21 protein-coding genes, 1 pseudogene and 1 other annotated feature are annotated in these 25,370 nt (G+C 62.4%); of the genes and pseudogenes, 9 read left to right on the forward strand and 13 right to left on the reverse strand.

The genetic code is table 11. From position 1 onward, the window contains the following. The coding region (locus KXR72_RS00005) for an integrase core domain-containing protein (protein ID WP_437420337.1) at nucleotides 1-116 on the forward strand (116 nt) is incomplete at its 5' end. Between the two features lie 10 nt (nucleotides 117-126). Beyond that, a complete protein-coding gene (locus KXR72_RS00010; RefSeq protein ID WP_437419092.1) occupies nucleotides 127-420 on the forward strand; it encodes a hypothetical protein in 294 nt (97 codons plus the stop codon). Between the two features lie 126 nt (nucleotides 421-546). Here the strand turns inward: KXR72_RS00010 and KXR72_RS00015 are convergent. From KXR72_RS00015 to KXR72_RS00025, 3 genes and pseudogenes are all read right to left on the reverse strand, one after another. Further along, nucleotides 547-1,785 (reverse strand): annotated as a pseudogene (locus KXR72_RS00015) (IS3 family transposase). Further along, nucleotides 1,376-1,507: a sequence feature (AL1L pseudoknot), on the reverse strand. It overlaps the preceding pseudogene by 132 nt. A 151-nt stretch (nucleotides 1,786-1,936) precedes the next feature. Continuing rightward, nucleotides 1,937-2,725 (reverse strand): alpha/beta fold hydrolase, encoded by a 789-nt coding sequence (locus tag KXR72_RS00020; protein ID WP_437419093.1) that lies wholly within the window; start codon nucleotides 2,723-2,725, stop codon nucleotides 1,937-1,939. 72 nt (nucleotides 2,726-2,797) lie between these two features. Further along, entirely contained in the window at nucleotides 2,798-4,429 is a 1,632-nt protein-coding gene (locus KXR72_RS00025; protein WP_437419094.1) for an acyl-CoA synthetase, read from the reverse strand. A 210-nt stretch (nucleotides 4,430-4,639) separates the two neighbouring features. Between KXR72_RS00025 and KXR72_RS00030 the strand changes: the two genes are divergently transcribed. Continuing rightward, entirely contained in the window at nucleotides 4,640-4,807 is a 168-nt protein-coding gene (locus tag KXR72_RS00030) for a hypothetical protein (protein WP_437419095.1), read from the forward strand. 321 nt (nucleotides 4,808-5,128) lie between these two features. Then, on the forward strand, nucleotides 5,129-6,040 hold the full coding sequence (locus tag KXR72_RS00035) for an AraC family transcriptional regulator N-terminal domain-containing protein (RefSeq protein ID WP_437419096.1): 912 nt from the start codon (nucleotides 5,129-5,131) through the stop codon (nucleotides 6,038-6,040). Between the two features lie 286 nt (nucleotides 6,041-6,326). On the opposite strand, the gene KXR72_RS00040 is transcribed toward KXR72_RS00035, so the two are convergent. After that, nucleotides 6,327-7,100: an IclR family transcriptional regulator gene (locus tag KXR72_RS00040; RefSeq protein WP_437419097.1), complete on the reverse strand. Its 774-nt coding sequence runs from the start codon at nucleotides 7,098-7,100 to the stop codon at nucleotides 6,327-6,329. A 116-nt stretch (nucleotides 7,101-7,216) separates the two neighbouring features. On the opposite strand from KXR72_RS00040, the gene hmgA reads away from it, so the two are divergent. Continuing rightward, nucleotides 7,217-8,521 (forward strand): homogentisate 1,2-dioxygenase, encoded by a 1,305-nt coding sequence (gene hmgA / locus KXR72_RS00045; RefSeq protein ID WP_437419098.1) that lies wholly within the window; start codon nucleotides 7,217-7,219, stop codon nucleotides 8,519-8,521. 1 nt (nucleotide 8,522) lies between these two features. Beyond that, a complete protein-coding gene (gene fahA, locus KXR72_RS00050) occupies nucleotides 8,523-9,830 on the forward strand; it encodes a fumarylacetoacetase (protein ID WP_437419099.1) in 1,308 nt (435 codons plus the stop codon). Between the two features lie 170 nt (nucleotides 9,831-10,000). On the opposite strand, the gene KXR72_RS00055 is transcribed toward fahA, so the two are convergent. Genes KXR72_RS00055 through KXR72_RS00070 form a run of 4 tightly spaced genes read right to left on the reverse strand, consistent with a single transcriptional unit; the run spans nucleotide 10,001 to nucleotide 14,779 of the window. Then, entirely contained in the window at nucleotides 10,001-11,053 is a 1,053-nt protein-coding gene (locus tag KXR72_RS00055; protein WP_437419100.1) for a hypothetical protein, read from the reverse strand. Between the two features lie 3 nt (nucleotides 11,054-11,056). After that, a complete protein-coding gene (locus KXR72_RS00060; RefSeq protein WP_437419101.1) occupies nucleotides 11,057-11,305 on the reverse strand; it encodes an acyl carrier protein in 249 nt (82 codons plus the stop codon). Beyond that, the gene (locus KXR72_RS00065) at nucleotides 11,302-13,221 is read right to left on the reverse strand and encodes an HAD-IIIC family phosphatase (protein WP_437419102.1); all 1,920 of its coding nucleotides are present in this window, start codon (nucleotides 13,219-13,221) and stop codon (nucleotides 11,302-11,304) included. The genes KXR72_RS00060 and KXR72_RS00065 overlap by 4 nt, the downstream gene beginning before the upstream one ends. 19 nt (nucleotides 13,222-13,240) lie before the next feature. After that, a complete protein-coding gene (locus tag KXR72_RS00070; RefSeq protein ID WP_437419103.1) occupies nucleotides 13,241-14,779 on the reverse strand; it encodes an MBOAT family O-acyltransferase in 1,539 nt (512 codons plus the stop codon). A gap of 484 nt (nucleotides 14,780-15,263) precedes the next feature. On the opposite strand from KXR72_RS00070, the gene KXR72_RS00075 reads away from it, so the two are divergent. Next, a complete protein-coding gene (locus KXR72_RS00075) occupies nucleotides 15,264-16,946 on the forward strand; it encodes a methyl-accepting chemotaxis protein (protein WP_437419104.1) in 1,683 nt (560 codons plus the stop codon). Nucleotides 16,947-17,040: 94 nt separating this feature from the next. Here KXR72_RS00075 and KXR72_RS00080 read toward each other — a convergent pair whose 3' ends face one another. From KXR72_RS00080 to KXR72_RS00095, 4 genes are all read right to left on the reverse strand, one after another. Beyond that, nucleotides 17,041-18,381 carry a short-chain fatty acid transporter gene (locus KXR72_RS00080; protein WP_437419105.1) on the reverse strand — a complete coding sequence of 447 codons (1,341 nt, stop codon included), beginning with the start codon at nucleotides 18,379-18,381 and terminating at the stop codon, nucleotides 17,041-17,043. A 407-nt stretch (nucleotides 18,382-18,788) separates the two neighbouring features. Beyond that, on the reverse strand, nucleotides 18,789-19,970 hold the full coding sequence (locus KXR72_RS00085) for an acetyl-CoA C-acetyltransferase (RefSeq protein WP_437419106.1): 1,182 nt from the start codon (nucleotides 19,968-19,970) through the stop codon (nucleotides 18,789-18,791). Nucleotides 19,971-20,158: 188 nt separating this feature from the next. Next, nucleotides 20,159-20,815: a CoA transferase subunit B gene (locus KXR72_RS00090; protein WP_437419107.1), complete on the reverse strand. Its 657-nt coding sequence runs from the start codon at nucleotides 20,813-20,815 to the stop codon at nucleotides 20,159-20,161. Between the two features lie 24 nt (nucleotides 20,816-20,839). Beyond that, a complete protein-coding gene (locus tag KXR72_RS00095) occupies nucleotides 20,840-21,538 on the reverse strand; it encodes a CoA transferase subunit A (protein ID WP_437419108.1) in 699 nt (232 codons plus the stop codon). 124 nt (nucleotides 21,539-21,662) lie between these two features. Here KXR72_RS00095 and KXR72_RS00100 point away from each other — a divergent pair, with 124 nt between their 5' ends. Together KXR72_RS00100 and KXR72_RS00105 are read left to right on the forward strand one after the other, a co-directional pair. Further along, on the forward strand, nucleotides 21,663-22,559 hold the full coding sequence (locus KXR72_RS00100; RefSeq protein WP_437419109.1) for a LysR family transcriptional regulator: 897 nt from the start codon (nucleotides 21,663-21,665) through the stop codon (nucleotides 22,557-22,559). A 173-nt stretch (nucleotides 22,560-22,732) separates the two neighbouring features. Further along, nucleotides 22,733-24,358: a methyl-accepting chemotaxis protein gene (locus tag KXR72_RS00105; RefSeq protein WP_437419110.1), complete on the forward strand. Its 1,626-nt coding sequence runs from the start codon at nucleotides 22,733-22,735 to the stop codon at nucleotides 24,356-24,358. Nucleotides 24,359-24,440: 82 nt separating this feature from the next. Here KXR72_RS00105 and KXR72_RS00110 read toward each other — a convergent pair whose 3' ends face one another. Then, on the reverse strand, nucleotides 24,441-25,316 hold the full coding sequence (locus tag KXR72_RS00110) for a helix-turn-helix domain-containing protein (RefSeq protein WP_437419111.1): 876 nt from the start codon (nucleotides 25,314-25,316) through the stop codon (nucleotides 24,441-24,443). Nucleotides 25,317-25,370 lie beyond the last annotated feature (54 nt).

A 25,370-nucleotide genomic window follows, 5' to 3' on the forward strand; every position in this document is an offset into this window, starting at 1 on the left:
CAGCGCTACGCAACCTGGCGATTGCTTTCGAACACTACAACGAAGAGCATCCGCACAGCGCACTGAAATACCGCTCGCCTCGGGAGTTCAGGCGAATGAGCGCAGCATCAATTTAACGGGGCCGCGGTGTCCGGTTTGATAGGGGCAAGTCCAGCCGGAAGAGTAACCGCAGGGGAATTTGAGCAGCAATTCGCCCAGCACCTTGATTGGAAAATCAGACAAGGTGCGGAGCTGGACTCTGCTTTAATCAAAGAAAGCTATGAGGCAGCCGGCTCAGTATTAAGCCTTCCCGAAACCAAGGCAGATTTCCTTCACATAGCCGATATTTTTACAGCCTTGGCAGGCCGAAAGAATGAGCTCATCAAGCTTGGCTCCGAAAGAGCTCAAAAACTGATTTTTGACCTTATCTATATGCACTAGCCATGGTGGGTTATGCCTAACAATGCGCTCAAATCACTCACTTCGTTCGTTGGGACCGGCTAAAGCCGGCCCCTTAGCTTAATCGTTTGAATCGCCGCGGCTTTTGTGGAGGCCGTTTCGTTTAAGTTAGGCCGCCATGGCCTGACCTGTTTGTTGCCTGTGGAAGTTTGCCTCAGCCTCCGCAGGCGGGATATACCCGATTGAGCTCAACAGCCGCTGGTGGTTGTACCAGTGCACCCATTTCAGGGTCGCCATCTCAACAGCTTCGCGGCTCTTCCATGACTGACGGTAAATCAGCTCAGCCTTGTACAGCCCGTTGATAGTCTCGGCCAAGGCGTTGTCGTAGCTGTCGCCCTTGCTCCCAACTGAGGGCTCTATACCGGCCTCTGCCAGTCGCTCGGTGTAGCGGATTGAGACGTACTGACTGCCACGGTCGCTATGGTGAATCAGGCCACCTATACGATGTGGCTGTCGGGCGTACAGTGCTTGCTCCAGGGCATCCAACGACGAAGTCGGTCTTCATGCTGGTACTGACTCGCCAGCCGACGATGCGCCGTGCAAAGACGTCAATCACGAACGCCACGTACAGCCAGCCTTGCCAGGTCGAGACATAGGTGAAATCCGACACCCACAGCTGGTTCGGGCGGTCGGCATGGAACTGGCGCTGGACACGATCCAGCGGACACAGCGACTTGTCGTCGGCCACCGTCGTCCGCACAACCTGGCCACGCCTAATTCCCTGCAACCCAGCTCGCCGCATTAGCCGCTCCACCGTACATCTGGCGACCTCGCGGCCCTCTCGCAGTAACTGCTTCCAAACCTTCACCGCGCCATAGCACTGCATGTTGGTGTCCCACACGCGCTGGATCTCCAAGCTCAATGCCTCATCGCGCTGAGCACGACAACAGCGCAGTGCCGGGTTGCGCTGCTGAGCCACGTGCCTGCGGTAACCGGACAGGGCGATCTGCAACACGCGGCAGATCGACTCGACCCCGAGACGGTCACGATGCTGATCGACAAATGCCCTCAGGACTTGGTGCGGCGCAGGAAGGCCTGCCCGTCAGGCTCCGCCTGGGCAAAATACGCGCTGGCCAGGCGCAATATCTCGTTTGCCTTACGCAGTTCGCGGTTTTCGCGCTCCAGGGCTTTGATGCGCTCGCGCTCTTCACTGGTCTGACCGGGGCGCTGCCCCGCATCGGTCTGCTGGCGACGAATCCAGCCATGCAGGGTTTGCGCGGCACAGCCAATCTTCGGAGCGATGACTTCAATGGCTGCCCACTCGGACGGATAGTCGTTCAGGTGTTCCAGAACCATGCGCACAGCACGTTCACGGACTTCAGGGGAGTAGGTAGTAGTCTTTCTCATGGCCTCATCTTCTCAAGAGTTGAGGCCTCCACGAAACCCGGGGTGATTAACCACAGGTTGATGCGCTGCATTCAAGACTTCATCCGGTCTTCTCGCGACTTATGCAGCTGTCGGGCGTGCTGCTTTTGAGAATTCGGTGTTCCAGCGCTCGCTAATCCGCCAGACACCCGACAAACCCCGCAATTGCATCGACGACCAGCTCCGGTCGCTCCCGGTGGGGGACGTGCTGGCAGCCCTCCAGCAATAACGTCTCAACACGACTGGTTGCGAGTGCGGCGATGCGGTGGACGTGGGTGACGGTGCCGTATTCGTCATCTGTGCCGTGGATCGCGAGGAGCGGGCAGGTAAGGGTGGGGGCGCTGGTTTGGATGGTCCAGTCGGCGTAGCTGTCGTCGAGCCAGGTGTCGATCCAGGCGGAGAGAATCCATTGGGCCTTGTCGCCGTGGTATTTGCGCAAGCGTTCAAGTTGTCCGGGTTCGGCGAAGGTGGCTTGGGTCTGGCGGATGCCTTGGCGGGTGCGGTCTTCGACGAAGGCGAGTGCCGCGATGGTGATCAGTGCGTGGCAGTGATGTGGGTGATGTGCCGCAAGGCTTGCCACCATGATGCCGCCGACGCTGTGGCCGAGCGCGATGAAGTGTTCGACGTCGAGCATGTCCCGCACTGGTGGGAAGTACCGTTGGGCTTCGTCGCGGATGAAGTGGTTCGACCAACCGCCGGGGTGTGCATCAGAGCGGCCGAAGCCGAGGCGGTCGTATGCGATGACGTCGCGCTCGCATGCGACCGCGAGTCGCTCGGGGAAGTCGCGCCACAACTCCACGCAGCCAAGCGAATCATGCATAAGCACGATGGGTGTGCGATGGGTGTGCCGAGTGCGCCAGCGGCGTGAGAACACCTCGCCATCTTCGGTCGGCAGGTAACGGTCTTCGGTTGAAACGGTCATGGCAACGATTACCGGTGAGGCGCACGGCGTTGTCTGCCCCGCGCTCGGTAGCGGCGAGGCAGGGCGGGATGGTCAGCTGGCGGCTGCTGCGGCTTGAGGTGCTGCTTTTTCGCGGTCACGCAGAAGGAAGCGCTGGATCTTGCCACTTGGCGTCTTCGGGAGTTCGCTGACGAATTCGATCTCGCGCGGATAGGCGTGGGCGGACAGGCGCTGGCGTACGTGCTGCTGCAGCGCCTCGGCCAGGGCCGTGTCGCCGACGTGGCTCGGATGGAGCACGACGAAGGCTTTCACCAGTTCGGTTCGCTCGGGGTCGGGTTTGCCGATCACCGCGGCCTCGATGACGGCGGGGTGCTCGACCAACGCGCTTTCGACGTCGAACGGGCCGACGCGATAGCCAGAAGTGGTGATCACATCATCGGCGCGGCCAACGAAGCTGATGCTGCCGTCGTCGTTCATTTCAACCGTGTCGCCGCTGAGGTAGTAGTCCCCGACGAAGGCCTTGGTGCGCGTACCCAGGTAGCCGGCGAACCACAGCAAGGGTGAGCGGGTGCGGTCGAGTGCGAGCATGCCGGGCGTGCCGGGGCCGAGTTCACGTTGCTGCTCGTCGAGCACTACGACGCGGTGGCCTGGCATGGCATAACCGGCGGTGCCGATGCTGACCGGGTGGCTGAGCGCGTGGTGATTGCACAGCACCATGCCCAGCTCGGTCTGGCCGTAGTGATCGTGGATCGTGCAGCCCAGGCCGCTCTTGAACCAGCGAATGACTTCCGGTGTAAGGGGTTCGCCTGCGCTGCTGACCGCGCGCAGGCGGCCCTTTATGCACCCTTCCACCTCTTGACGAGCGGCTAACAGCAGGCGGAACGCGGTGGGCGACCCGGCCATGTTGGTCACACCGTAGTCGTTGACGACGCGGCAAGTGCTTTCGACCGAGAAGCCGCCTTCGTAGAAGAGCGTACTGTGCCCCATCGCCAGCGGCCCGGTGACGGCGTAATACAGGCCGTAGGCCCAGCCCGGATCGGCGATGTTCCAGAAGGTGTCGTCCGGGCGGAGGTCCACGGCGTCGCGCATGTAGGTGACAAAGGCGACGATGGCCTTGAGCGGCACGTGCAATTGCTTGGCCGGGCCGGTGGTGCCGGAGGTGAACATGGCCAGGAAGGGCGCGTCGCCGTGCTGCAGTACGGGTTCGAAATCGGTCGAGTACCGGTTGACCTGGGTCCAGAAATTTTCGCTACCGTCGCCTACGACAAGGCGCTGCGGAGCCACTTCGATGGCATCGAGCTTTTCACTGTTGGGCGTATCGGTTACGACCAGCTTCGAACCGGATTCCTTGACCCGATGTTCGACCGCCTTGGGGCCGAACGCAGTGAACAGGGGCTGGTAGATTGCGCCCAGCCGCCAGGTGCCGAGGATGGTAATGAGCAGTTCCGGTGTGCGGGGAAGCAGCCCGGCAACGGTATCGCCCGGCTTGATGCCCTGACTTTGCAGTAGGTTGGCGAAGCGCGCTGCGGCGTCCTTGAGCTGGGCGAAGGTCCAGGTGGCGCGCTGGCCGTTGCGGCCTTCCCAGATCAGCGCGACCTTGTCGGTATCGGCGTGCCGGTCGCAGCACTCGACGCAGGCGTTCATCGCTTGCATGTTGCCGCTGAGGAGGGAGGAGACGGTCTGGTCGTAGTCGAACTCGCTGGCAGCAGTGGCATGGTCGCGCATGGCTGGCTCCGGGTTTCTTGTTATGGGTGCCCGGATATTCGCGCCGCAGGGTGGCGGCAACAATGGCAAAAGCCGGCAACCTCGATGAGCGGTTTGGACAAGGAGCCGAGGCGTTGCCCGGGCGCGTCAGAATCCGACGGCCCGACTGCACTTGTAAGCGCCGCGCGCCTCGAAAGCAGGAGCCCATCGCAACCAGACCGGAGGTGTTCCATGAGTATCGACCCGCTCGACAGGCCGCACGACCAGCAACCGGTGCCCGGCCAAGGCCAGAACCCCAGCCATGAGCCCGAACCTGACTTCATCACCGACAACCCTGACGTGCAGCCGGGCACTGCCCGTGAGCGCAAGCCCGGCGATAAGGCGGATAAGCCCGCGTAAGTCCATCGGCAAGCGAATGGTATACGGACGCGACTGCCAGATTGTCCGCGGCTGCATAGTCCCATCGGAGCGCGGCGGGGTCATGTAGTGCCTTTGTGTTCGTGGCATGACTACTGCGGTCCGCTGACGCTCAGCGAATGGCAGGAATGGGCAAGCCTGCGGCACCTCTGGGCAGTGGTCGAGGCGCACATGCTGGCTACGCTAAGCAGGCTGAAACCGAAACTGACGGGGCTGCCCGGTTCTCGTACCGCTTGCCGGCGGGCGGAAGGCCATGAGCGGCCCCGGACACTCATCCTCCTGATGATCGATGAGAGGCTGTATATGGAGATCCCTTCCAACTTCCAGGAAGTCGAAGTTTACCGGGCCGAGCTGGTCCGCCTCTTGATGCGGCGTATACCAGAGCCGGGCGCTTTCGAAACGGCTATCGCGCCGCTGCATGTGATCCGCTGCGATAGGCCGTCCGAGCCCATCCACACCGTGCATCGACCGGCGCTCTGCCTGATCGTCCAAGGGCGTAAAGAAGTGACGTTGTGGGATGAGCGTTACCTTTACGATCCGCTCAATTACCTCGTCGTGTCGGTGACACTGCCGGTGTCTGGCCGCGTATTGGAGGCGAGCCCGGACGCGCCCTACCTGTGTCTGCGACTGGACCTGGACCCAGCCGAGATAGCCCAGCTGATTGTCGATGCGCCGCCTGCGGGTGTACCGGACGAGCCGGGTCGGGGGCTTTTTCTCAACAGCGTCGATGCGCCACTGCTCGATACGATGCTGCGCCTGGTACGGCTGCTGGAAACGCCGCGCGATATCGGCATGCTCGCACCGCTCGCGTTGCGTGAGCTGTATTACCGGTTGTTACGGGGGCGCAGCGGGCGACGCCTTTACGAGATCGCGCTGGGCGATTCGCAGACACACCGGGTGACGCGCGCAATCGAATGGCTGAACAAGCATTACGCCGAACCGTTGCGCATCGACGACCTCGCGCGAGTTGCCAATCTCGGCAACTCCACGTTGCATCACCGCTTCAAGGCGGTCACGGCGATGAGCCCGTTGCAGTACCAGAAGCAGTTGCGCCTGCAGGAGGCGCGTCGGCTGATGCTCAGTGAAGGGCTCGATGTGTCCAGTGCGTGTTACCGCGTCGGCTACGAAAGCCCTTCGCAGTTCAGCCGTGAATACAGCCGCCAGTTCGGTTGCCCGCCTTCGAAAGACGTGAGCCGCCTGCGCGATATCGCGTGATCGCTAATCGTGGTCTATGACGCGCGGATTCGCGACGTGATCACGACCCTAGCGGGCATCCCAATCTCTACGTCAACGCCTGGTAGTGGGCCCCACGCTGAAGAATCTGTTCGACAAGCACTACCTCGACCATGCCAGTAACGAGGATTTCGAATCGATACCGGGATACCGAGGCGTATGTGGTAGTGACGAACCTGGCCGCGAGTTGCGTTTGGGCGTCGCACTTCGCATATGAAATCGGCTCGCCGTTAGGTCAGTACTGAGGTTGATGAGGCCGAGGCCCAAGTCAGCCGCCCAACCTGGCGCTGATCGCTCTTGATGTGTCCAGCAAACGCTTCGCCGCTTCGCCGTCGGGCTCGGCGGTGAAGCCCGGCTCGGTGCCAACGACGGTGATCACGCCTGCGAGGCGCTGGCTGTGGCTGAACAGCGGCGCTGAGAGGGCGTTCACGCCGGCCATCAGCAGGCCGTGAACGGGCTGGATATGTGTGCGCTGCAGTTCGCGCATGGTTTCCAACAGCGCCTCAGCGGAGGGTGCACCCGGGCGCTTCAGTTCGTTGTCGCGCAGTTCGGCGGTTTCCGCGTTCGGTAGGAACGCGTTGAACACCAGCCCAGTAGACGAGCCGAGCAAGGGCAGCACCGAGCCGACCTGAGTCACCAAGGTCACGGCGCGCACCGCTTGCTCGACATGCACAACGGCAGGGCCGCGGTTGCCCCATACGGCGACGAAGCAGGTCTCGTTGAGCCCATCACGCAACTGCGCCAGGTGCGGCGTCGCCAACCTGACCACATCCAACCGGCCCAGCGCGGCCAGCCCCACGAAGAGCGCGGCGCGGCCCAGCCCGTAGTGATTGGTCAGTGGGTCCTGCTCGGCGAAGCCGCTCGCCATCAACGCCTGCAGGTAACGATGAACCTTGCTGGCCGGCATGTCGACGTGCTCGGCCAGGCGCGAGAGCGACGTCGCCGGCGCCAGTTCGGCGAGCGCGGTGAGGATGTCCGTGCCGACCTCGGCGGCCTGAACCTTCTGACGGCGAGGCGCCGCGTCCGTATTGCTGTTTGCCATTGAGTGCACTGCCTGTCTGACGGCCCGCGTTTGGAGGCGCTGTTTATAGCTTGACGCTTTGGGTGAGTTCAAATTACTTTTTGCGTAAACGAGTTACGCAAAAAAGAGAGGCGGTCATGCAGACACAAGAACAATCAAGAGAGTCCGCTCGATATCAATCAGGGTTCGGCAACGAATTCAGTAGCGAGGCGTTGCCCGGCGCCTTGCCGGTCGGGCAGAACTCGCCGCAGCAGGTGCCCTATGGGCTCTATGCGGAGCTGCTGTCGGGCACGGCGTTCACCGTGCCGCGCAGCGAGGCGCGCAGAACCTGGATGTACCGCATCCGCCCCTCGGCCAATCATCGGCAATACCAGCGGCTGGATCGGCAGCTCGGCAGCGAGCTGGGGCCGGTCACGCCTAATCGCCTGCGCTGGAATCCTGAGCCGCTTCCCGAGCGCGCCACCGATTTCCTCGACGGGCTGGCCTGCATCGCAGCCAATGCCGAGCCTGGCCAACCGGCCGGCGCGAGTGTGTATCGCTATGCGGCGAATGCGTCTATGGAGCGGGTGTTTTTCAACGCTGACGGCGAGCTGTTGATCGTGCCGCAGCAGGGCGCGTTGCGTCTGGTCACCGAGCTTGGCGTGCTCGAGGTATCGCCGCTCGAAATCGCCGTCATACCGCGGGGCATGCGCTTTCGCGTGGAGCTGGCCGGCACGACTGCGCGCGGCTACGTCTGTGAAAACCATGGTTGCGCGCTGCGCCTGCCGGATCTCGGCCCGATCGGCAGCAATGGCTTGGCGAATCCGCGCGACTTTCTGGCCCCGGTCGCTCATTACGAAGACCGCGACGAGCCTGTGGTGTTGGTGCAGAAATTCCTCGGTGAGCTCTGGGCGACCGAACTGGATCACTCCCCCCTGAACGTCGTCGCCTGGCACGGCAACAACGTACCCTACAAGTATGATCTGCGACGCTTCAATACCATCGGTACGGTCAGCTATGACCATCCCGACCCGTCGATCTTCACCGTATTGACGTCGCCTAGCGCCATCCATGGTATGGCCAACATCGACTTCGTTATCTTCCCGCCGCGCTGGATGGTCGCCGAAAACACCTTCCGGCCGCCGTGGTTCCACCGCAATCTGATGAATGAGTTCATGGGCCTGATCGATGGGGCTTACGATGCCAAGGCCGACGGCTTCTCGCCTGGAGGTGCCTCGCTGCACAACTGCATGAGCGCGCACGGGCCGGATCACGTCTCGACTGAACAGGCGATCCGCGCCGAACTCAAACCGCACAAGATCGAGAACACCATGGCGTTCATGTTCGAGACCGGCCAGGTGCTCCGCCCCACACGCCAAGCCTTGGAAAGCCCGCAGCTGCAGCAGGATTACGACAGCTGCTGGGCGGGCCTCGCCAAAACCTTCGACAAGAATGGGAAATGACATGACCGCACATCCTCAAAACGCGCCCCGTAGCTGGGTCGAGTCGGCCAACGGCCACGCTGACTTCCCACTCACCAACCTGCCGCTGGGTGTGTTCAGCCATGACGCAGGCGAGCCGCTTGGCGGTGTCGCCATTGGCGATCAGATTCTTGACCTGCGTGCTGCCTGTGACGCGGGCCTGTTCTTTGGCCCTGCACTGGAAGCGGCCAAGGCTGCCAGTGGCAGCAGCCTTAACGCTTTCTTTGCGCTGGGTGCTTCGGCGCGTCAGGCGCTACGCGGCGCCTTGCTGGACCTGCTCGGCGAAGGCAGTGCGCGCGAAGGCGATGTTAAGCCGCTGCTGCGACCGATGGCGGGCTGCCAGATGCATATGCCGGCGAAAGTAGGCGACTACACCGACTTCTATGTCGGCATCCATCACGCCACGAATGTTGGCAAGCTGTTCCGGCCGGACAACCCGTTGCTGCCGAATTACAAATACGTCCCCATTGGTTATCACGGGCGTGCGTCAACGGTCGGTCTGTCCGGTGCCTCGGTGCGGCGCCCCAACGGCCAGACGATGCCGCCCGGTGCGACCGAGCCGAGCGTTGGCCCGAGCAAGCGACTGGACCTGGAACTGGAGCTCGGAATCTGGATTGGGCCGGGCAACGTGCAGGGCGAGCCGATCCCGATCGGGCAGGCGGCCCAGCACGTCGCCGGCTTTTGCCTTCTTAATGACTGGTCCGCGCGTGACCTGCAGGCCTGGGAATACCAACCGCTGGGGCCGTTTTTGTCGAAGAGTTTCGCTACCAGCGTCTCGCCCTGGGTGGTTACACCCGAAGCGTTGGAGCCGTTCCGCTGCGCGCAACCGGCACGCCCGGATGGCGATCCCGAGCCGCTGGCCTATCTCAGTGATGCGCAGGACCAGGCGCAGGGTGGCTTGGATATCGAGCTGGAAGTCCTGCTGCAGACCGAGTCCATGCGCACCAAGGGTCTCCCGCCGCAACGCATCGCTTTGAGCACGACGCGCAATATGTACTGGACGGTCGCGCAGATGGTTACGCACCACAGCGTCAATGGATGCGCCCTGCAGCCGGGCGATCTGTTCGGCTCGGGCACCTTGTCCGGCGATAGCGCCGATAGCCTCGGAAGCCTGTTGGAAATAACCCAGGGCGGCAAGCAACCGCTCGAGTTGGCCAGTGGCGAGACCCGTACGTTTCTTGAGGATGGCGACGAGATCATCCTCAAGGCGCGCTGCCGTCGCGATGGCCAGGCCTCGATCGGGTTTGGCGAATGTCGCGGGCGGGTGATCGCCGCACCTGCCATGGCGTAAAAAGAATAAATTTGCCCTGATCGCGAGGTGCAGGGGCAAAGCCGTTCGTATAAATGCGTGCCGGTGCCGCTGCGGGGGGCGGGGTAGGGGCGAATGAATTCGCCCCTACGGTTGATGTAGGGGCGAACTTGTTCGCCCAGCGGGGCTACGATGAAGTAGCAGTGTCACGGTTATTCGAGTCCGGCTGTTTCCAGGCCGCTTGGGGCGACCGGGCCGGCTGCCGCGTTGCGCATCTGTTCGGCTAGGGCAAGCGTGAAGTGTCGGACGGCGGACCAGCGCAGGTGCACGGCATCGACGAACGCGTTGTCCGGCGTGCTCCAATCCTTGTCAGCATTCCAGTAAGTGCCGTGGCTGCCCAGGCTGGCCTGGATGCGCTGGTCGAAGTCGGCCATGAATGTGCCGTCCGGATCGTATTGTTCTTTCCACTCGGGATGCAGGGGCGTCGAAACGACCATCAGCTGCTGGCCGGTTTGCTCTAGCCGTTCACGTAGCTGGCGCAGGGCGGCAAAGCAGTTGCGGTCCAGCGCTTCGGGCCGGCCATAGAGCAGGTCGCGGGTATTGTTGGTCACCAGCGGGCCGTCGCCGTGGCGGTTGAATACCAGCGGATCCCACTCGATCTGCCCGGCGCGCTGTGCCTTGACGGTCAGCGCGTTGCGCGCGAGCGACTTGGGCGCGAAGTAGCGCATGTAATAGCCCCAGGGTGAGGCGCCACCATAGACGTAAGGGTCGACGTGTTCGCGGTTGAACACGGCGGTCGGTACGCGCCAGCAGCCTGCGAAATCCTGCGGATCGGCAATCATCACCACGCTGCGAATGCTGGGCTCGCGGTCGAGCAACCATTGCCCGACATAGGTGGACTGGTTGGCAAACAGTCCGCAGAAGGCGCCATTCATGGGACGCAGCTCGGGCATGGCTCGGGTCAAGGCATCGCCGTCGACGTGGCGCCAAGCCACAGACGAGCCGATCACCAAAAGATTGGGCGAACGGATCGGGTTCGCACGCAAGAAGTTGAGTTTCTCGTCCACGCACAGGTTGTTCGAAAACGCGGGGGGCGGCAGGTTGCCGGTGCGCTCGAGCAAGAACAGCGTCAGGCAGAACAGCCCCAGCGTGCCGAACACTCCGGCGAAGACCGACAGCAGATACCGCGCCCGAATACCGCCCGGCGCGCTGGCAGCGCGGGTGGCTTCGTCGTCGGGGTGGGGGAGGTCTGCTGCCTGGATCATGATCTATCTCCCTTCGAGCTTGGCGCTGATGACTTGTGCAAAGTGGCCGATGTTGCGCAGCGACTCGAGCTCAGCCGTGCGGAACTTGATACCGAAGCGCTGCTCAGCCGCGACGGTCAGCATGACGTGGGTCTGGCTGTCCCAGCCGTCTATATCGTTGGCGGTCATTTCCGGTGCGAGGACAATGCTGTCGTCGTCGAACACGTCGTGGAAAACGGGGGTCAGTGCCTGGAGTACTTCTGCTTCGGTCATGCCTTTACCTCGATGAAGTGGCGGGAAGTGCGGGGGCTGGTGAGGTCGTAGCGCCAGAAGGTCGCGTCGGCGGGTGCAGTGCCGGGCGCTGGATGCTGGATGAAACCGAGCCGTGGGTAGTGTTCGGCCACCATCGCGTTACGCTCGGTTGGCCGGTACTCGCCGATCAGGGCGCGGTAGCCGGCGGCGATTGCAGCGCTGACCAGCACGTCGAGCACGGCGTCTTCGACCTGCCGGCCAAGTACTCGACAGCTCATCAGCCAGCTGTCGATCAGCAGTTCGTCATCGCTGACCGACGCGTCCGGGCAGGCGAGCACAACGCTGATCAAGCCGTTGTCGCCGAACTTGTCCGCCAGCCGGATCGCCAACGCTACGCACCGAGAGTCGTTGGCCATGCGCTCGACCTCCGCCTCGCCGTAGCGGCGCGTGGTGAGGTTGAACTGGTTGGTCTTGTTGATCAGCTGTGTGCTACGTGCCAGTTCAGCCGTTCGGATGGGAGCAGCCGTCATCACCATCTCGAGGCCCCGCAGGTAGCCTTCCATGTCCGTGGCTTGACTCATGGCGGCTTTGCGCTCGGCGTTGAGCGCATAGTTACGGCCACGGGTGGTGTCGTCCGAGGTGAAGGACACCGCTTCGAAGTAGCCAGCCGCGGCGACACGTGCGGGGTAGTCCGCCACGTCATCGGGTAGCTCCGGCACAGCCACTTCGGGCAGTTCGCGGCGCACGATGTCGCGCTCGGCGGGGTTGTCATCCACGAAGACGAGGCTGTCCAGGCCGATATCGAGCATCGACGCAATGCGCCGCAGGTTGCCGGCCTTGTCTTCCCAGTTGGCTACGAAGGCGGAGATGTCGCTTCGCTTGAGCACCATTTCGGGATGGTTGAACGCAGCCTCGGCGACACTCAGATCGTTTTTGCTGCACACCGCAAGGATGATTCCGCGCCGCGCCAACAACGCGGCATAACGCTGGAAGCTCAAAAAGGCTTCGCCACTGGGCGAGCCCTGACCAAGGTGAATGCCCTCTACGCCATCGTCGCCGACTACGCCGCCCCAGAGCGTGTTGTCCAGATCCAGTACCAGACATTTGCGGGCTAGACCGACGCTCGCTGCCGCGATGCGCGCCAGTTGGTCGCCATACAGCGGCGCAAGGTGGGGGCTGACCAGCTGCTTGGCTTGGTGCCAGCGCACCGGCTCGCCAAGGCCGTCGCCGTAGCTGCCGCGCGCGGCTTCCCAAGCGAGGTCCATGAGCAGCACACCGTCTTCACGAGCGGCCTGCCGGATGGCCGTGTTGAGCCGCTCGACCAGCGCATAGGGCGAGGCCGGCACCAGCGCCTCGAAGGAGCCGAACAACGGTGGATCGGCAGGCACGATGGTCTGTTGCACCACCTGTGCGGCGTAGCGCTCACGCGCCCGACGCCAAAGCAGGCGAAGTTCCTCGACACGCTCGTTCACCGCGGCCTCCACATCGGCTTGGCTGGCGTCGAGTGACAGTTGAAGCGGTGCATCACGTGCATCCAGCGCGAGCATGATCAGCTGCGGCGCAAAGGCGTTGAGCGCGGCATCGTCCATCAGCAGCGCCTGGCGATACATCCCATAGGGCGCGACATGGACCGAAAGCGCGAGGCGCCGATGCAACCCAGCGATGCGGATCGCAGGCACGAGATGATCGACAGTATGTGAAGCCAGCAGGGCGATACGCAGTGGTCGCAGCCCCGGCGCGCTTGCATCACCGCTGGCAACCGCGCGCAACCCTTCGCTCGCTAGCCGGTCCAGCCGCGTGGTCTGGGTAAAGTCGCGGCGATAGCCGGCCAGGCGAGCAGCCTCGGCCAGGCGAAGCATTGCATCGGGCTCGCGCTTGGCCTCGCCAATCGCCGCGCCTAGATCCGGGTGTTGTGCCAACCAAACGAGCTGATCCATAAGCAGCGGAACTCCTTGTCTAGAACTGGAAATAGAGGAATTCGGTAGGGGCCACGGAGAAGGCCACGGCGAGCGCGAAGAAGCCCAGTACGCCAACGGCCAGCCCGATCACCGGGCTCGGGCTCCAGAGCGCCACGGGAAACCAGCGCAGCAGCCAGTGCTCGCGCGGCTGGGCATCCAGGGCGGTGCGTACGCGAGCCATCCACTGCTGCACGTTGGGCATCAGCCAGACGAAGGCCAGCAACAGAGCGACCGTGAGGTAATCGGATTTGTCGAACTTGGTCGTCAGGTCGCTCAAGCCAATCATTCCGGACAGCATCGCCAGCGCGGCGGTGACGCTTTCGGCACGGAAGAACACCATTGCGACCACAACGCAGAGAAAGGTCAGCAGCACTGCGGCGCCGTGGTGCATTGGTTTGTCGCTGTCGAGCGGCAGGCCCTGGCGTGCTTTGAACGCACGGAACCCATGCGCGACGACCAGATAGAAGCCGTGCAGCAGTCCGAACACTACGAATTGCCAGCCAGCGCCATGCCATACGCCAGAGATGAACATCGTCAGCACCGTCGGGTAGGCCACCAGCACCACGAAAGTGCCGAGACTCATCTTGCCGCGACGTGGCAGCGGCTTGCCGGCCGCCATTCGCGAGCGCGTGATGCGCATGACGATGGGGTTGTAGAGATAGGCGGTGAGAAAGCGCGTCAGCGTCATGTGCCAGCGCGACCAGTAGTCGATGACGTTATGCGCTTTGAATGGGCTGTTGAAGTTGACCGGCAGGCGCAGGCCAAACATCAGGCCCAAGCCAATGGCCATGTCGCTGTAGCCGGAGAAGTCGAAATAGATTTGCAGCGTATAGGTGAGTGCGCCGAACCAGGCGTCGTACAGAGCCGGCACCGTGCCGTCCGCAGCGACCGCAAAGATCGGCGACGCTTTGGCGCCCAGTGGGTCGGCAATGATGACCTTCTTGAACAGACCGAGCAGAAATACCGTAAGGCCGAGCGACAGGTTATCCAGGCGCGGGCGGAAGGTGCTGGCGTCCTTGAACTGTTTGAGCATCTCGCCGTGGTGTGTGATCGGGCCGGCAATCAGTTGTGGGAAAAAGCTGATGAACAGGCAGTAGTTGACGAAATCGTGCTCACTGACTTCGCCGTCATCGGCGTCCACCAGATAGGCAATTTGCTGGAACGTGAAAAAGGAGATTGCCAGTGGGAGGATGATGTCGCCTACCGACCAGCCCAGGCCGAAAGCCTCATCCAGCGTGCCGAACAGGAAACCGGTGTACTTGTAGTAACCGAGCAGCGCGACGTTGGCACCGACCCCAAACACCAGCAGAACCCTGGATGAATTGCGCATCAATGCGCCGCCGAGCAGGTAGTTGAAGACCATGCTGCCGACCAGTAGCGGCACGTAGGCAGGGTTCCACCAACCGTAGAAAACCAGCGATGCGAGGGTCAGCCAAACCGCTGCATGACGTTGCCGACCACTGCCAGCAAGCAGGATGAACCCGAGCAGGACCACCGGCAGGAAACCGGCAATGAAGATCATGGAGTTGAAGAGCACTGTCCTTATCCTTGCTCAGAAAATCCTCTGCCGAACCGCTGGGTTCGGCGACAGCGTCCATGAACCAGCCCGTGACAACAGTCGTCGGTGCGCTGGCTCACCCCCGAAAAGAGCGTTTCGCTGCCAGGCTCGATCCTTCTCGCTACTACGGAGTCATCTCCTGGTCTGTGAATGCGACTGGCAGTTGTAAGAAAAAGTTGCGCCGTTCGTCTGGTAAGAAAAGTTGGCGGATGGACGGAAACATGCAGCGAAACCAAGCGAAACGGCGCGATTCAGAGCGGTTTCGGGGAGATGGCCGAACGGGGCCGAAACGGCAGCGAATGCGCGCGAATGGCGGGTACGCCGTTGCGAGAGGCGAGGCGGACGGCCAGAAAATGAGGTGTTTATCACAATCCCGATGAGCGCCATGGGCCTGGACTGAACTTTCCCATCGGTCAGCCGATGACCCACCAGTACTCCTACTCCTTTTGCGGATATATATCCCATGCGAATGACGCTGAAACTGAAGGTTCTGCTCCTGGCACTCGTGCCGATCGTTCTGTTCGCGGCAGTGCTGAGCGGCGCGGCGGCAAAGATCCTTCACTCGCTTGCCCAAGAAGAGATCGAAACCACCCGTGAGCGGCTCATCGACGATGCCCGCGCCCGTTTGGAAGACTACATGCGCATCGGTGTCAGTAGCGTCGCGCATCTCTACGAGCCGGCGGCGCAGGGCGACATGGCCAGCCGCGACGAGGCCATCGCCATCCTGAAAAAGATCAAGTTCGGCAAGGACGGCTACTTCTTTGGCCACGACTCCAACGTGGTCCGCCTGTTCCGCGGCGAAAGCCCGGTGGACGTTGGCGTCAATCTGAGCGACCGCCGCGACCCGAATGGCGTGTACGTCAACCGCGAGCTGGTTGCGGTCGCGAAGAACAACACCTACTACGTCAACTATTCCTCGCCGTTGCCGAGCAACGACAAGGTATTGGTACCCAAGCTCGCCTATAGCTACTACCTGCCTAAATGGGACCTGGCGCTGGGCACGGCGGTGAACCTGGATAACATCGAAGCGGCGCTGGACGAAGTCCGTACGGACATCGACGGCCGCGTGAACTCTATCCTCAGCAGCATCCTCGCCATCGCCGGCGTGATGCTGGTAGCGCTGGGTATCGCCGGGGTCGTGATCAGCAACTCCATTGTCAAACCCATCCAGGTAATCCGCGCTCAGCTCGACGACATCGCTGCCGGCGAGGGCGACCTGACCCACCGTCTGCCAGAGAACCGCAACGACGAACTCGGCCAGCTTGCCCGCTCGTTCAACCTGTTCGTCGGCAAGATCCACACCATGGTCAGCCAGGTCGCCGAAATGACCGGCCAGCTCACGGGCATGGTCGGTGAGGTTGCCGCGCAGGCGCAGCGTTCCGAGAAAGCGATGGAAACCCAACGCCAGGAGACCGATCAGGTCGCCACGGCGATCAACGAAATGTCCGCCGCTGCGCAGGAAGTGGCCCACAGCGCGCAAGGCGCCGCCGAAGCGGCTCAGCAGACCGACCGTGAAGGGCAGCAGGCCAAGGCAGTCGTGGATACGAGCATTCGCCAGATCCATGCGCTGGTGGAGGAGATTCGCAGCAGCGGAAGCTCGTTGGACGAACTGCAACAGGACGTGCACGCCATCGTCGGCGTGCTCGACGTGATCCGCTCGATTGCCGAGCAAACCAACCTGCTGGCCCTCAACGCGGCGATCGAAGCGGCCCGTGCCGGTGAAGCCGGACGTGGCTTCGCGGTGGTTGCCGATGAGGTGCGCGCGTTGGCCAGCCGCACCCAGCAAAGCACGCAGGAAATCCAGGGCATGATCGACCGCCTGCAGACCGGCACGAAGCAGGCCGTCGCCGCGATGGGCCGTTCGAGCGAAGCCGGGGATGCCAGTAGCGCGCAGGCCAACCAGGCCGGTGCCTCGCTGGATGCGATCTCACAACTGATTGCGACCATCAACGGCATGAACGCCCAGATCGCCAGCGCGGCCGAAGAGCAAACCGCAGTCGCGGAAGAGATCAACCGCAGCGTTCATCAGATCGCCACGGCTGTCGAAAACGTAGCCGAGGAAACCCAGCAGGGCGCCCGTACGGCACGCAACCTTGCCAACGTCGGCGAACGCCTCGGTGGGCTGGTGCGTCAGTTCCGCATCTAGGTTTGCGGGCGGCATGAGCCGCCTTCGCTAAACGACAAAGCCGGCACAACTGCCGGCTTTGTCGTTTCTAGCCCCTGGCTCGCAGCGGCGAGCGTCAGCCGAAGAAATACAGGCAGCCGGAGATCACCACGCCCGAGTACACCAGCATCAGCAGGCAGTAGCCCATGATGTCCCTTGCGCCGAGGCCGACGATGCCGAGGATCGGGAGCGCCCAGAAGGGCTGGATCATGTTCGTCCAGGCATCGCCCCAGGCGATCGCCATGGCAGTAACGGCCGGGGCCACGCCCAGCGCCTGGCCGGCAGGCAGCATGATCGGGCCCTGCACGGCCCACTGGCCGCCGCCAGACGGCACGAAGACGTTCACCAGGCCCGCGCTAAGGAAAGCCAGCACCGGGAAGCTGTCGGCCGACGACCAGGCGATGAAGGTGTCGGTGATCTGCTTGCCTAGTGACAGCCCGTCGGCATTGGCGCCGACCATCATGCCCATGATTCCGGCGTAGAACGGGAACTGGATGACGATGCCGCTGATTCCACCGATGCCATCCTGCACCGCGCGCATGTAGCGCTCCGGCGAGCCATGCAGTGCCAGGCCAATGAACAGGAACAGACCAATGACGATATTCAGTGTCAGCGCGAAGCCGTTCGCGGCGAAGTAGTAGCCGAAATAAACGACGCCGAGCGCGACGATCAGCAGATTGAGGATCCGGCTGTCATCCAGGCGCTGGGCGAGCGTGGCGCGGGGGAGGGCGTTGTGCTCGGGGTCGCGCAGCAGGGCGGGATCAGCGGTTTTCGGGGTCTTCGGATGCATCGCCCAGTTGAGGATCGGCAGGCCAATGACGAGCAGCGCGATGATGGTCAGGTTCATGGGTGTGAACAGCGTTTCGCCGACACCCAGCGCCGTGGTGACAACGCCACCGGTCATGCGCTCGAGGTCCGCACCGCCGGTGGCCAGCGAGAGCGGGATCGAGCCTGACAGGCCGCCGTGCCAGATCAGGAAGCCTGAATAGGCCGAGGCGACCAGTAGTGGGTAGTCCACGCCTTTGACCTCACGTGCCAGCGCACGGGCAAAAACGGCGCCGATCACCAGGCCGAAACCCCAGTTGATCCATGACCCGGCCAGTGCGACCAAGGTGACCAGCACGATGGCGCGCCCCGGCGAGCGTGCCGTGCGAGCGAGGCCGGCAAGCAAGCGATGAATTGCCGGGGCGCTGGCCAGCGCGTGGCCAGTGACGAGGATCAGCGCCATCTGCATGGCGAAGGTCAGCAGGTTCCAGAAACCGGTGCCCCAGTGCTGCGCCATGGCGGGAAGGCCTTGGCCGGTCACCGTCATGCTCGCAACGAGCACGATAAGGCTGAGCAGAATGGCGAAAACGAAGGGCGAGGGTAGATAGCGTTGTACGAGCTTCACGCTTGCCGAGGTGATGGCGTTGAGCATGGATTGGTCCTTGTTCTTATTGCTGTGCGTTGTGGTTGTCGCTGTTTATCCGTAGCCGCTCTGCCTGCGACTGTGGTTTCAAACCCCCCGTCGCGGTCGGGTCGCAGGTAGAACCTGCTCCTACAAAAAAGCGCTGTGCTGTAGGGGCTGGCTCTGCCTGCGACTTGCGGGTGCAGCCTCGGGGTGGTTCTGGTCGCAGGTAGAACCTGCTCCTACAAAAAACCGCTGCTGTAGGAGCTGGCTTTGCCTGCGACTTGGGATTTCAGCCTCGGGAGTGGTTCCGGTCGCAGGTAGAACCTGTTCCTACAAAAAAGCGCTGCTGTAGGAGCTGGCTCTGCCTGCGACTTGCGGTTTCGGCCTCGAGGTGGTTCCGGTCGCAGGTAGAACCTGCTCCTACAAAAATCGGATCAGGCGCGCTCGATGGCCAATGCCACACCTTGGCCGCCGCCAATGCACAGGGTTGCCAGGCCTTTCTTCGCATCGCGGCGGATCAGTTCGTGCAGCAGCGTCACCAGTACGCGGCAACCGGATGCACCGATCGGATGGCCGAGTGCAATAGCGCCGCCGTTGACGTTGACCTTGTCCGCGTCCCACCCCAGCTCCTGGCCGACAGACAGAGCCTGCGCTGCAAACGCTTCGTTAGCTTCGATCAGGTCGAGGTCGTCCAGCGTCCAACCGGCTTTCTCAAGGCAGCGGCGCGTGGCGGAAACCGGAGCGATGCCCATGATGGCCGGGTCGACACCCGCATTGGCGTAGCCGGCAATCTTCGCCAGTACGGGCAGCCCGAGCGCTTGGGCTTTGGCGGCGCTCATCATCAGGACCGCGGCGGCGCCGTCGTTCAGACTCGAAGCGTTGCCGGCAGTCACGCTGCCATCCTTCTTGAACGCGGGCTTGAGCTTGCCCAGTGCCTCGGCCGTGGTGCCGGCGCGGGGCTGCTCGTCGGTGTCGAACACCAACGGCTCGCCCTTGCGCTGCGGGATTTCGATTGGGGTGATCTCGCCCTTGAAACGCCCGGCCTCAATAGCGGCCACAGCCTTCTGTTGAGAACCGGCAGCGAACGCGTCCTGCTGCTCGCGGCTGATCGCGTACTTGTCGACCAGGTTCTCGGCGGTGATGCCCATGTGGTAATCGTTAAAGGCGTCCCAGAGGCCGTCGCTGATCATCGAGTCGACCATCTGAGCGTGCCCCATGCGCAGCCCAGTTCGGGCCTTCGGCATCACGTAGGGCGCCAGGTTCATGTTCTCCATACCCCCTGCGATGATCACTTCCGCGTCGCCGCAGCGAATCGCCTGAGCGCCCAAATGCAACGCCTTCAGGCCCGAGCCGCAGACCTTGTTCAGGGTCAGTGCTGGCACGGCGTGTGGCAGGCCTGCGGCAATCGCAGCCTGGCGAGCGGGATTTTGTCCGGCGCCAGCAGTGAGCACCTGGCCGAGAATGACTTCATCCACCTCGGCAGGGTTCAGATGGGTCTGGGCGAGCAGTCGCTTGATGACAGCGGCGCCCAGTTCATGGGCAGGGATATTAGCCAGCGCGCCCTGGAAGGCGCCAATGGCGGTACGGGTGGCGGCGACGATGACGACGTCTTGCATATTCATGCTCCAGTTGAAATGGATGTTGTTCTAGTACCGGTAAGTCGTTTTTCAAAGATGCGGATGGTCAACGCAAGCGTTGCTGAATGTCCACGGTCCCGTAGAGCCAACCTGCTGGCGATCCGCAGTCCCGCTCACCCGCTGATCGCGATGGATCGCTCGACGTTCCCAAGCGAATACATGCGTATCTAGAACGTCATTTCCGGCACATGATCCGGCACGACCAGCTCGCCGGCCGTCTTGGCGCGGATCTCCTCGATGCTAACGCCCGGCGCGCGCTCCTTGAGGACGAAGGCGCCGTTTTCAATCTCGAGGTAGGCCAGGTCGGTCAGCACGCGTTTGATGCAGCCGGCGCCGGTCAGCGGCAGGTTGCACTGGGGTAGCAACTTGGACTCGCCATCCTTCGAAGCGTGGGTCATCAGCACGATGATGTTCTCGGCTCCGGCGACCAGGTCCATCGCGCCGCCCATGCCCTTGACCAGCTTGCCGGGGATCATCCAGGAGGCGATGTTGCCCTGTACGTCCACCTCGAAAGCGCCCAGCACGGTGAGGTCGATGTGGCCGCCTCGGATCATCGCGAAGGACTCGGCCGAGTTGAAAATGGAGGCGCCCACGCGCGCGGTGACGGTCTGCTTGCCGGCATTGATCATGTCGGCGTCGAGTTCTTCTTCGGTCGGAAAGGTGCCCATGCCGAGCAGCCCGTTCTCGGACTGCAGCATCACGTCCATGCCCTCGGGCACGTAATTGGCGACCAGGGTAGGGATGCCGATACCCAGGTTTACGTAATAGCCGTCCTGCAGCTCGCGGGCGACGCGCTGGGCCATTTGTTCGCGGGAAAGTGCCATGCTGGAATCCTCTTCTTGTTCTGGTCAGCTACGGACGGTGCGCTTTTCGATGCGCTTTTCGAAGGTGCCGCAGATAAGGCGGTCGACATAGATGCCGGGGGTGTGGATCTGGGTTGGGTCCAGCTCGCCGGGCTCGACGATCTCCTCGACTTCCACCACCGTCACCTTGCCGGCAGCAGCGGCCAGCGGGTTGAAGTTCTGCGCAGTGTGGCGGTAGACGACGTTGCCGTAGCGGTCGGCCTTCCAGCCTTTGACGATCGCGAAGTCGCCGACGATGGCGTGCTCGAGCACGTAATGGCGGCCATCGAATTCACGCACCTCCTTGCCCTCGGCGACCGGCGTGCCGTAGCCGGTTGCGGTGAAGAACGCGGGAATGCCTGCCCCGCCTGCACGCATCTTCTCGGCCAGAGTGCCTTGAGGCGTCAGTTCGACTTCAAGTTCGCCGTCGAGCAGTTGGCGTTCGAATAGCGCGTTCTCGCCGACATAGGAGGCAATCATCTTGCGGATCTGCCGGTCTTCAAGCAGCAGGCCCAGACCGAAGCCATCCACGCCGCAATTGTTAGAGACCACTGTCAGGTCGCGCGTACCGCGGCGCTTGATTTCCGCGATTAGGTTCTCGGGAATGCCGCACAGGCCGAAGCCACCCGAGAGGACAGTCATGCCGTCCTCCAACCCTTCGAGTGCCTCAGCGTAGGAGTTGACGCGTTTGTCGAAACCAGCCATGACCAGTCCTTCTTATTGTTAAGAGTACGGGCGAGTGTTCACGGCGAGCGACTATTTGTTAAGTTGATTTTTACGTTCTATTAATGAATAAAACCAAACAATAGGCTGTTGCCGAGGGATACCCATGACCGTCAAGCAGCTTCGTGCGTTTCTCGCCGTCGCCCATACGCTCAGCTTTGCCCAGGCATGCGAGCGACTGCACCTGTCGCAATCCGCGCTCAGCCTGACGATCAAGGCGTTGGAAGAAAGCCTGGGCGGGCGACTGTTCAGCCGCACGACACGCGCCGTCGGCCTGACGCCCGAAGGGGAAGCCTTGTTGCCATTGGCTCGGCGCCTGTTGGCGGACTGGGATAACGCCGAGGATGAGCTGCGCCAGCGTTTCACCTTGCAGCAGGGCCGGGTGGCGCTGGCTTCCATGCCGTCGTTTGCGGGCAACGTGCTGCCCGCCATTTTGCGGACCTTCAGCGACCGCTACCCGTCGATCAGCGTTACCGTGCATGACGTGATCAACGAACAGGTGATGGAGTTGGTGCGTGACGGCCAGGTCGAGATCGGCATTGCCTTCGAGCCCGAGCCGACCATGCCGCTGAGCTTCACGCCGCTCTATAGCGACCGTTTCGTCGCGGTGGTGCCGGCCGATTCGGCGTTAGCGAGCAAGGCCGAAATTGGCTGGGACGCTTTGCTCGGCTACCCATTCATCACCTTGCAGCGCCCATCTACCGTGCGCTTCATGCTGGAGGATCACCTGCGCCAACGGGGGCGTTCGCTGCCCGTGCAGTACGAAAGCCACCAACTGGCCACCGTTGGGCGCATGGTCGCCAGCAGCTTAGGGGTCAGCGCCGTTCCGGCGCTGTGTCGTAACCAGATGCTAGAAGTGGGTGCGCGCTGCGTGGCGCTGGGCGATCCGGTGATCGAGCGATCAGTGGGTGTCCTGACCAAGCCGGGGCACGAGTTGTCAGTCGCAGCGCAGGCCATTGCCGACACCCTGAGCGCGGGCAGTTATCCGGCTATCAACCTATAAGCTGAGTGTGTCGATAGAGCGAGCGTCTGATTGCGATCGATAAAAACGATTAGCGGTATTACAGAAGGGCAGAGTGCGACCGATAAGTGAGCATGGATCAGGTTGGCTTGGCCGCCTGTCCGCCAGCGCCCCTCGCGGCGCGCGGTTGGCTCATACATAGATAGGTGACTTATATGTCTCTTCGAAATTTTGGTATCGCGCCCCGGGCTGCTTTGGGGTTTGGTTTGGTCGCACTCTTCCTGTTGTGCATCGGCATTTTTTCGCTGACGCAGATGGCGCGGATGGACAGCGCTTCTGAAGACATCAATAGCAACTGGATGCCCTCTGTCACGACGCTCAAAGACATGAACCAGTCGATTCTCCGGCAGCGGATCTTTACCCTGCGGGCGCTTGTCATGACGGATGCAGCCTCGCTGGCCAAGACTACGACCACCATCGTGCAGTTGCGGGACGAGGTGGCTAAGCAGTTTGAGGTTTACAAGCGCTACATAACCGGCCCTGAAGAGCAGGGGCTCTTTGATCGGCTCACAAGCGTCTATGGCGTTTATCTGAGTGATCAGAAGCAGATCCTTTCTCTGGTAGATCAAGGTCGCCTCGACGAGGCACGGGATTATCTCAACGGCACGATGGCTGCCGACGCTGATGCGCTGATGCAAACCCTGATCGCGCTTGGAGAGTTCAATACCAAAGGCATCAAAGCCGCCGCTGACATGTCCGCCGAAACCTACGATAGCTCCCGTATTTCGGTCATCACTTCTATCATCATCGCGGCACTGGTTACCGCACTGCTGGCCTGGCTGCTGATCCGCAGCATCGTCCAGCCGCTGGCCGAAGCGGTGAAAGCTGCTGAAGTCATCGCCTCAGGCGACCTGACCCGACCGATCGTCGTCGTCGGCAAGGACGAGCCGGCGCGCCTGCTAGAAGCGATGAAGCGCATGCAGGCCAGCCTGCGTGACACCATTCAAAACATCTCCGATTCATCCAACCAGCTGGCGGCTGCCGCCGAAGAGCTGAACGTCGTCACTGAGGACTCCAGCCGCGGGCTGGCGCAGCAGAACGGTGAGATCGAGCAGGCCGCCACAGCGGTCAACCAGATGACCGCTGCGGTCGACGAAGTTGCGCGCAACGCCGTAGCGACCGCCGAAGCGTCACGCGAATCCGAGCGTGCCGGCCGCGAAGGTCAGCAACAGGTGACGCGCACCGTGCAGTCGATCAACGCACTGGCGGACGGTGTGACCACCACGGCTGGGCAAGTGGGTGAGCTGGCCGACAAGGTCCGCGACATCAGCAAGGTACTCGACGTGATCCGTGCGATCGCGGAACAGACCAACCTGCTGGCGCTCAACGCCGCTATCGAAGCGGCGCGGGCCGGTGATGCCGGCCGCGGTTTCGCGGTGGTGGCTGATGAAGTGCGTGCGCTGGCGCATCGCACCCAGCAGTCGACCCAGGAAATCGAGGAAATGATCGGCGGCATCCAGCACGGCACCGACCGCGCCGTTCAAGCGATGCAGCTGAGCAACGAGCAGGCGCGCTCGACGCTGGTCGTCGCTCAGGCGGCTGGCGAGGCCCTCGATCAGATCGCGACGGCCATCGCCACTATCAGCGAGCGCAATACCGTTGTGGCCAGTGCATCGGAAGAGCAAGCCCAGGTGTCGCGTGAAGTGGACCGGAACCTGGTGAACATCCGTGACTTGTCGATGCAGACGTCGGCGGGCGCCAACCAAACGAGCGTGGCCAGTCAGGAGCTTGCTCAACTCGCCGTAGGCCTGCGGGGCTTGGTGGGACGGTTTGCGGTCTGATTGCAGGTAGGTAATCAAGAACCCCGCATGGCTTGCCTTGCGGGGTTTTTATTTGCCTCGGTTTCCAGCAGCCCGGGACACGCTACTTTTCAGTGCTGCACCGGAACTGCCTAGGCGATATCCCCGCCAGCCGCTTGAAGAAGCGTGAAAAATACGCCGGTTCGGAAAATCCAAGTGCATCGGAGATATCACTGACACTCATCGCGGTATACACCAGTTGCCGCTTGGCCTCGATGAGCAGTCGCTGGTGCAACATCCCCTGCGCGGTGAGCCCGGTATAGCGGCGCGCCAGCGTATTCAGATACGCCGGCGTGATGTCCAAACGGCGGGCGTACTGCTCGACCGTCGGCTGCTCGGCGAAGTCCGCCTCCAGCAACTGCACGAACTGACTCAACAGCTGCTTGCCCCGCGTTGGCGCCTCCGGTGCGTGGGCGGTGTGGCTCTGCCGGCTGACCCATACCGCGAGCATCGCCGCCAGCGATTGCAATTGCAGCTCCCGCGCCGGAGCCGTGGCGCGGTATTCCTGCTCGATCTGGTCGAACAGGCTGTCGAGGTAGGGGCGATCCCGCCCGGCGCGATACAGCCCCGCGGCTTTCAACGACGTCTGGCCACTACCGAGCGCTTCGTCCAGCTGGGTTAGCAGAGGCGCAGCCAGCGTCAGCACGTGCCCCTCGACCTGCTCGGAAAAGCGAAAGCCGTGCACGGCCAGCGCCGGGACGACCTGCAGCGATGCCTCGTCGATGCGCGTCCGCACACCTTCGAGTTCGACTTCCGCCCAGCCGCTGCGCAGATAGAGCAGTTGCGTCAAGTCAGCATGGCGGTGCGGGCGGATCTCCCAGCCATGCAGGCGGCTGCGTTCGGCAATGGATTCGCAATGCATCAGGTCGAGTGTCGGCCACGCGAGCCCGTCGCCGTATAGCTTGAAGACGGGAACGGCAGCGGCGGGTGGCATGCGCATCAACGAAGGCTCCTGTTCGGTAATCGAACGCTGTTTATAAAAGTCCAGGTTTCT

Source organism: Stutzerimonas chloritidismutans (assembly GCF_051486945.1).
GTDB lineage: Bacteria > Pseudomonadota > Gammaproteobacteria > Pseudomonadales > Pseudomonadaceae > Stutzerimonas > Stutzerimonas chloritidismutans_B.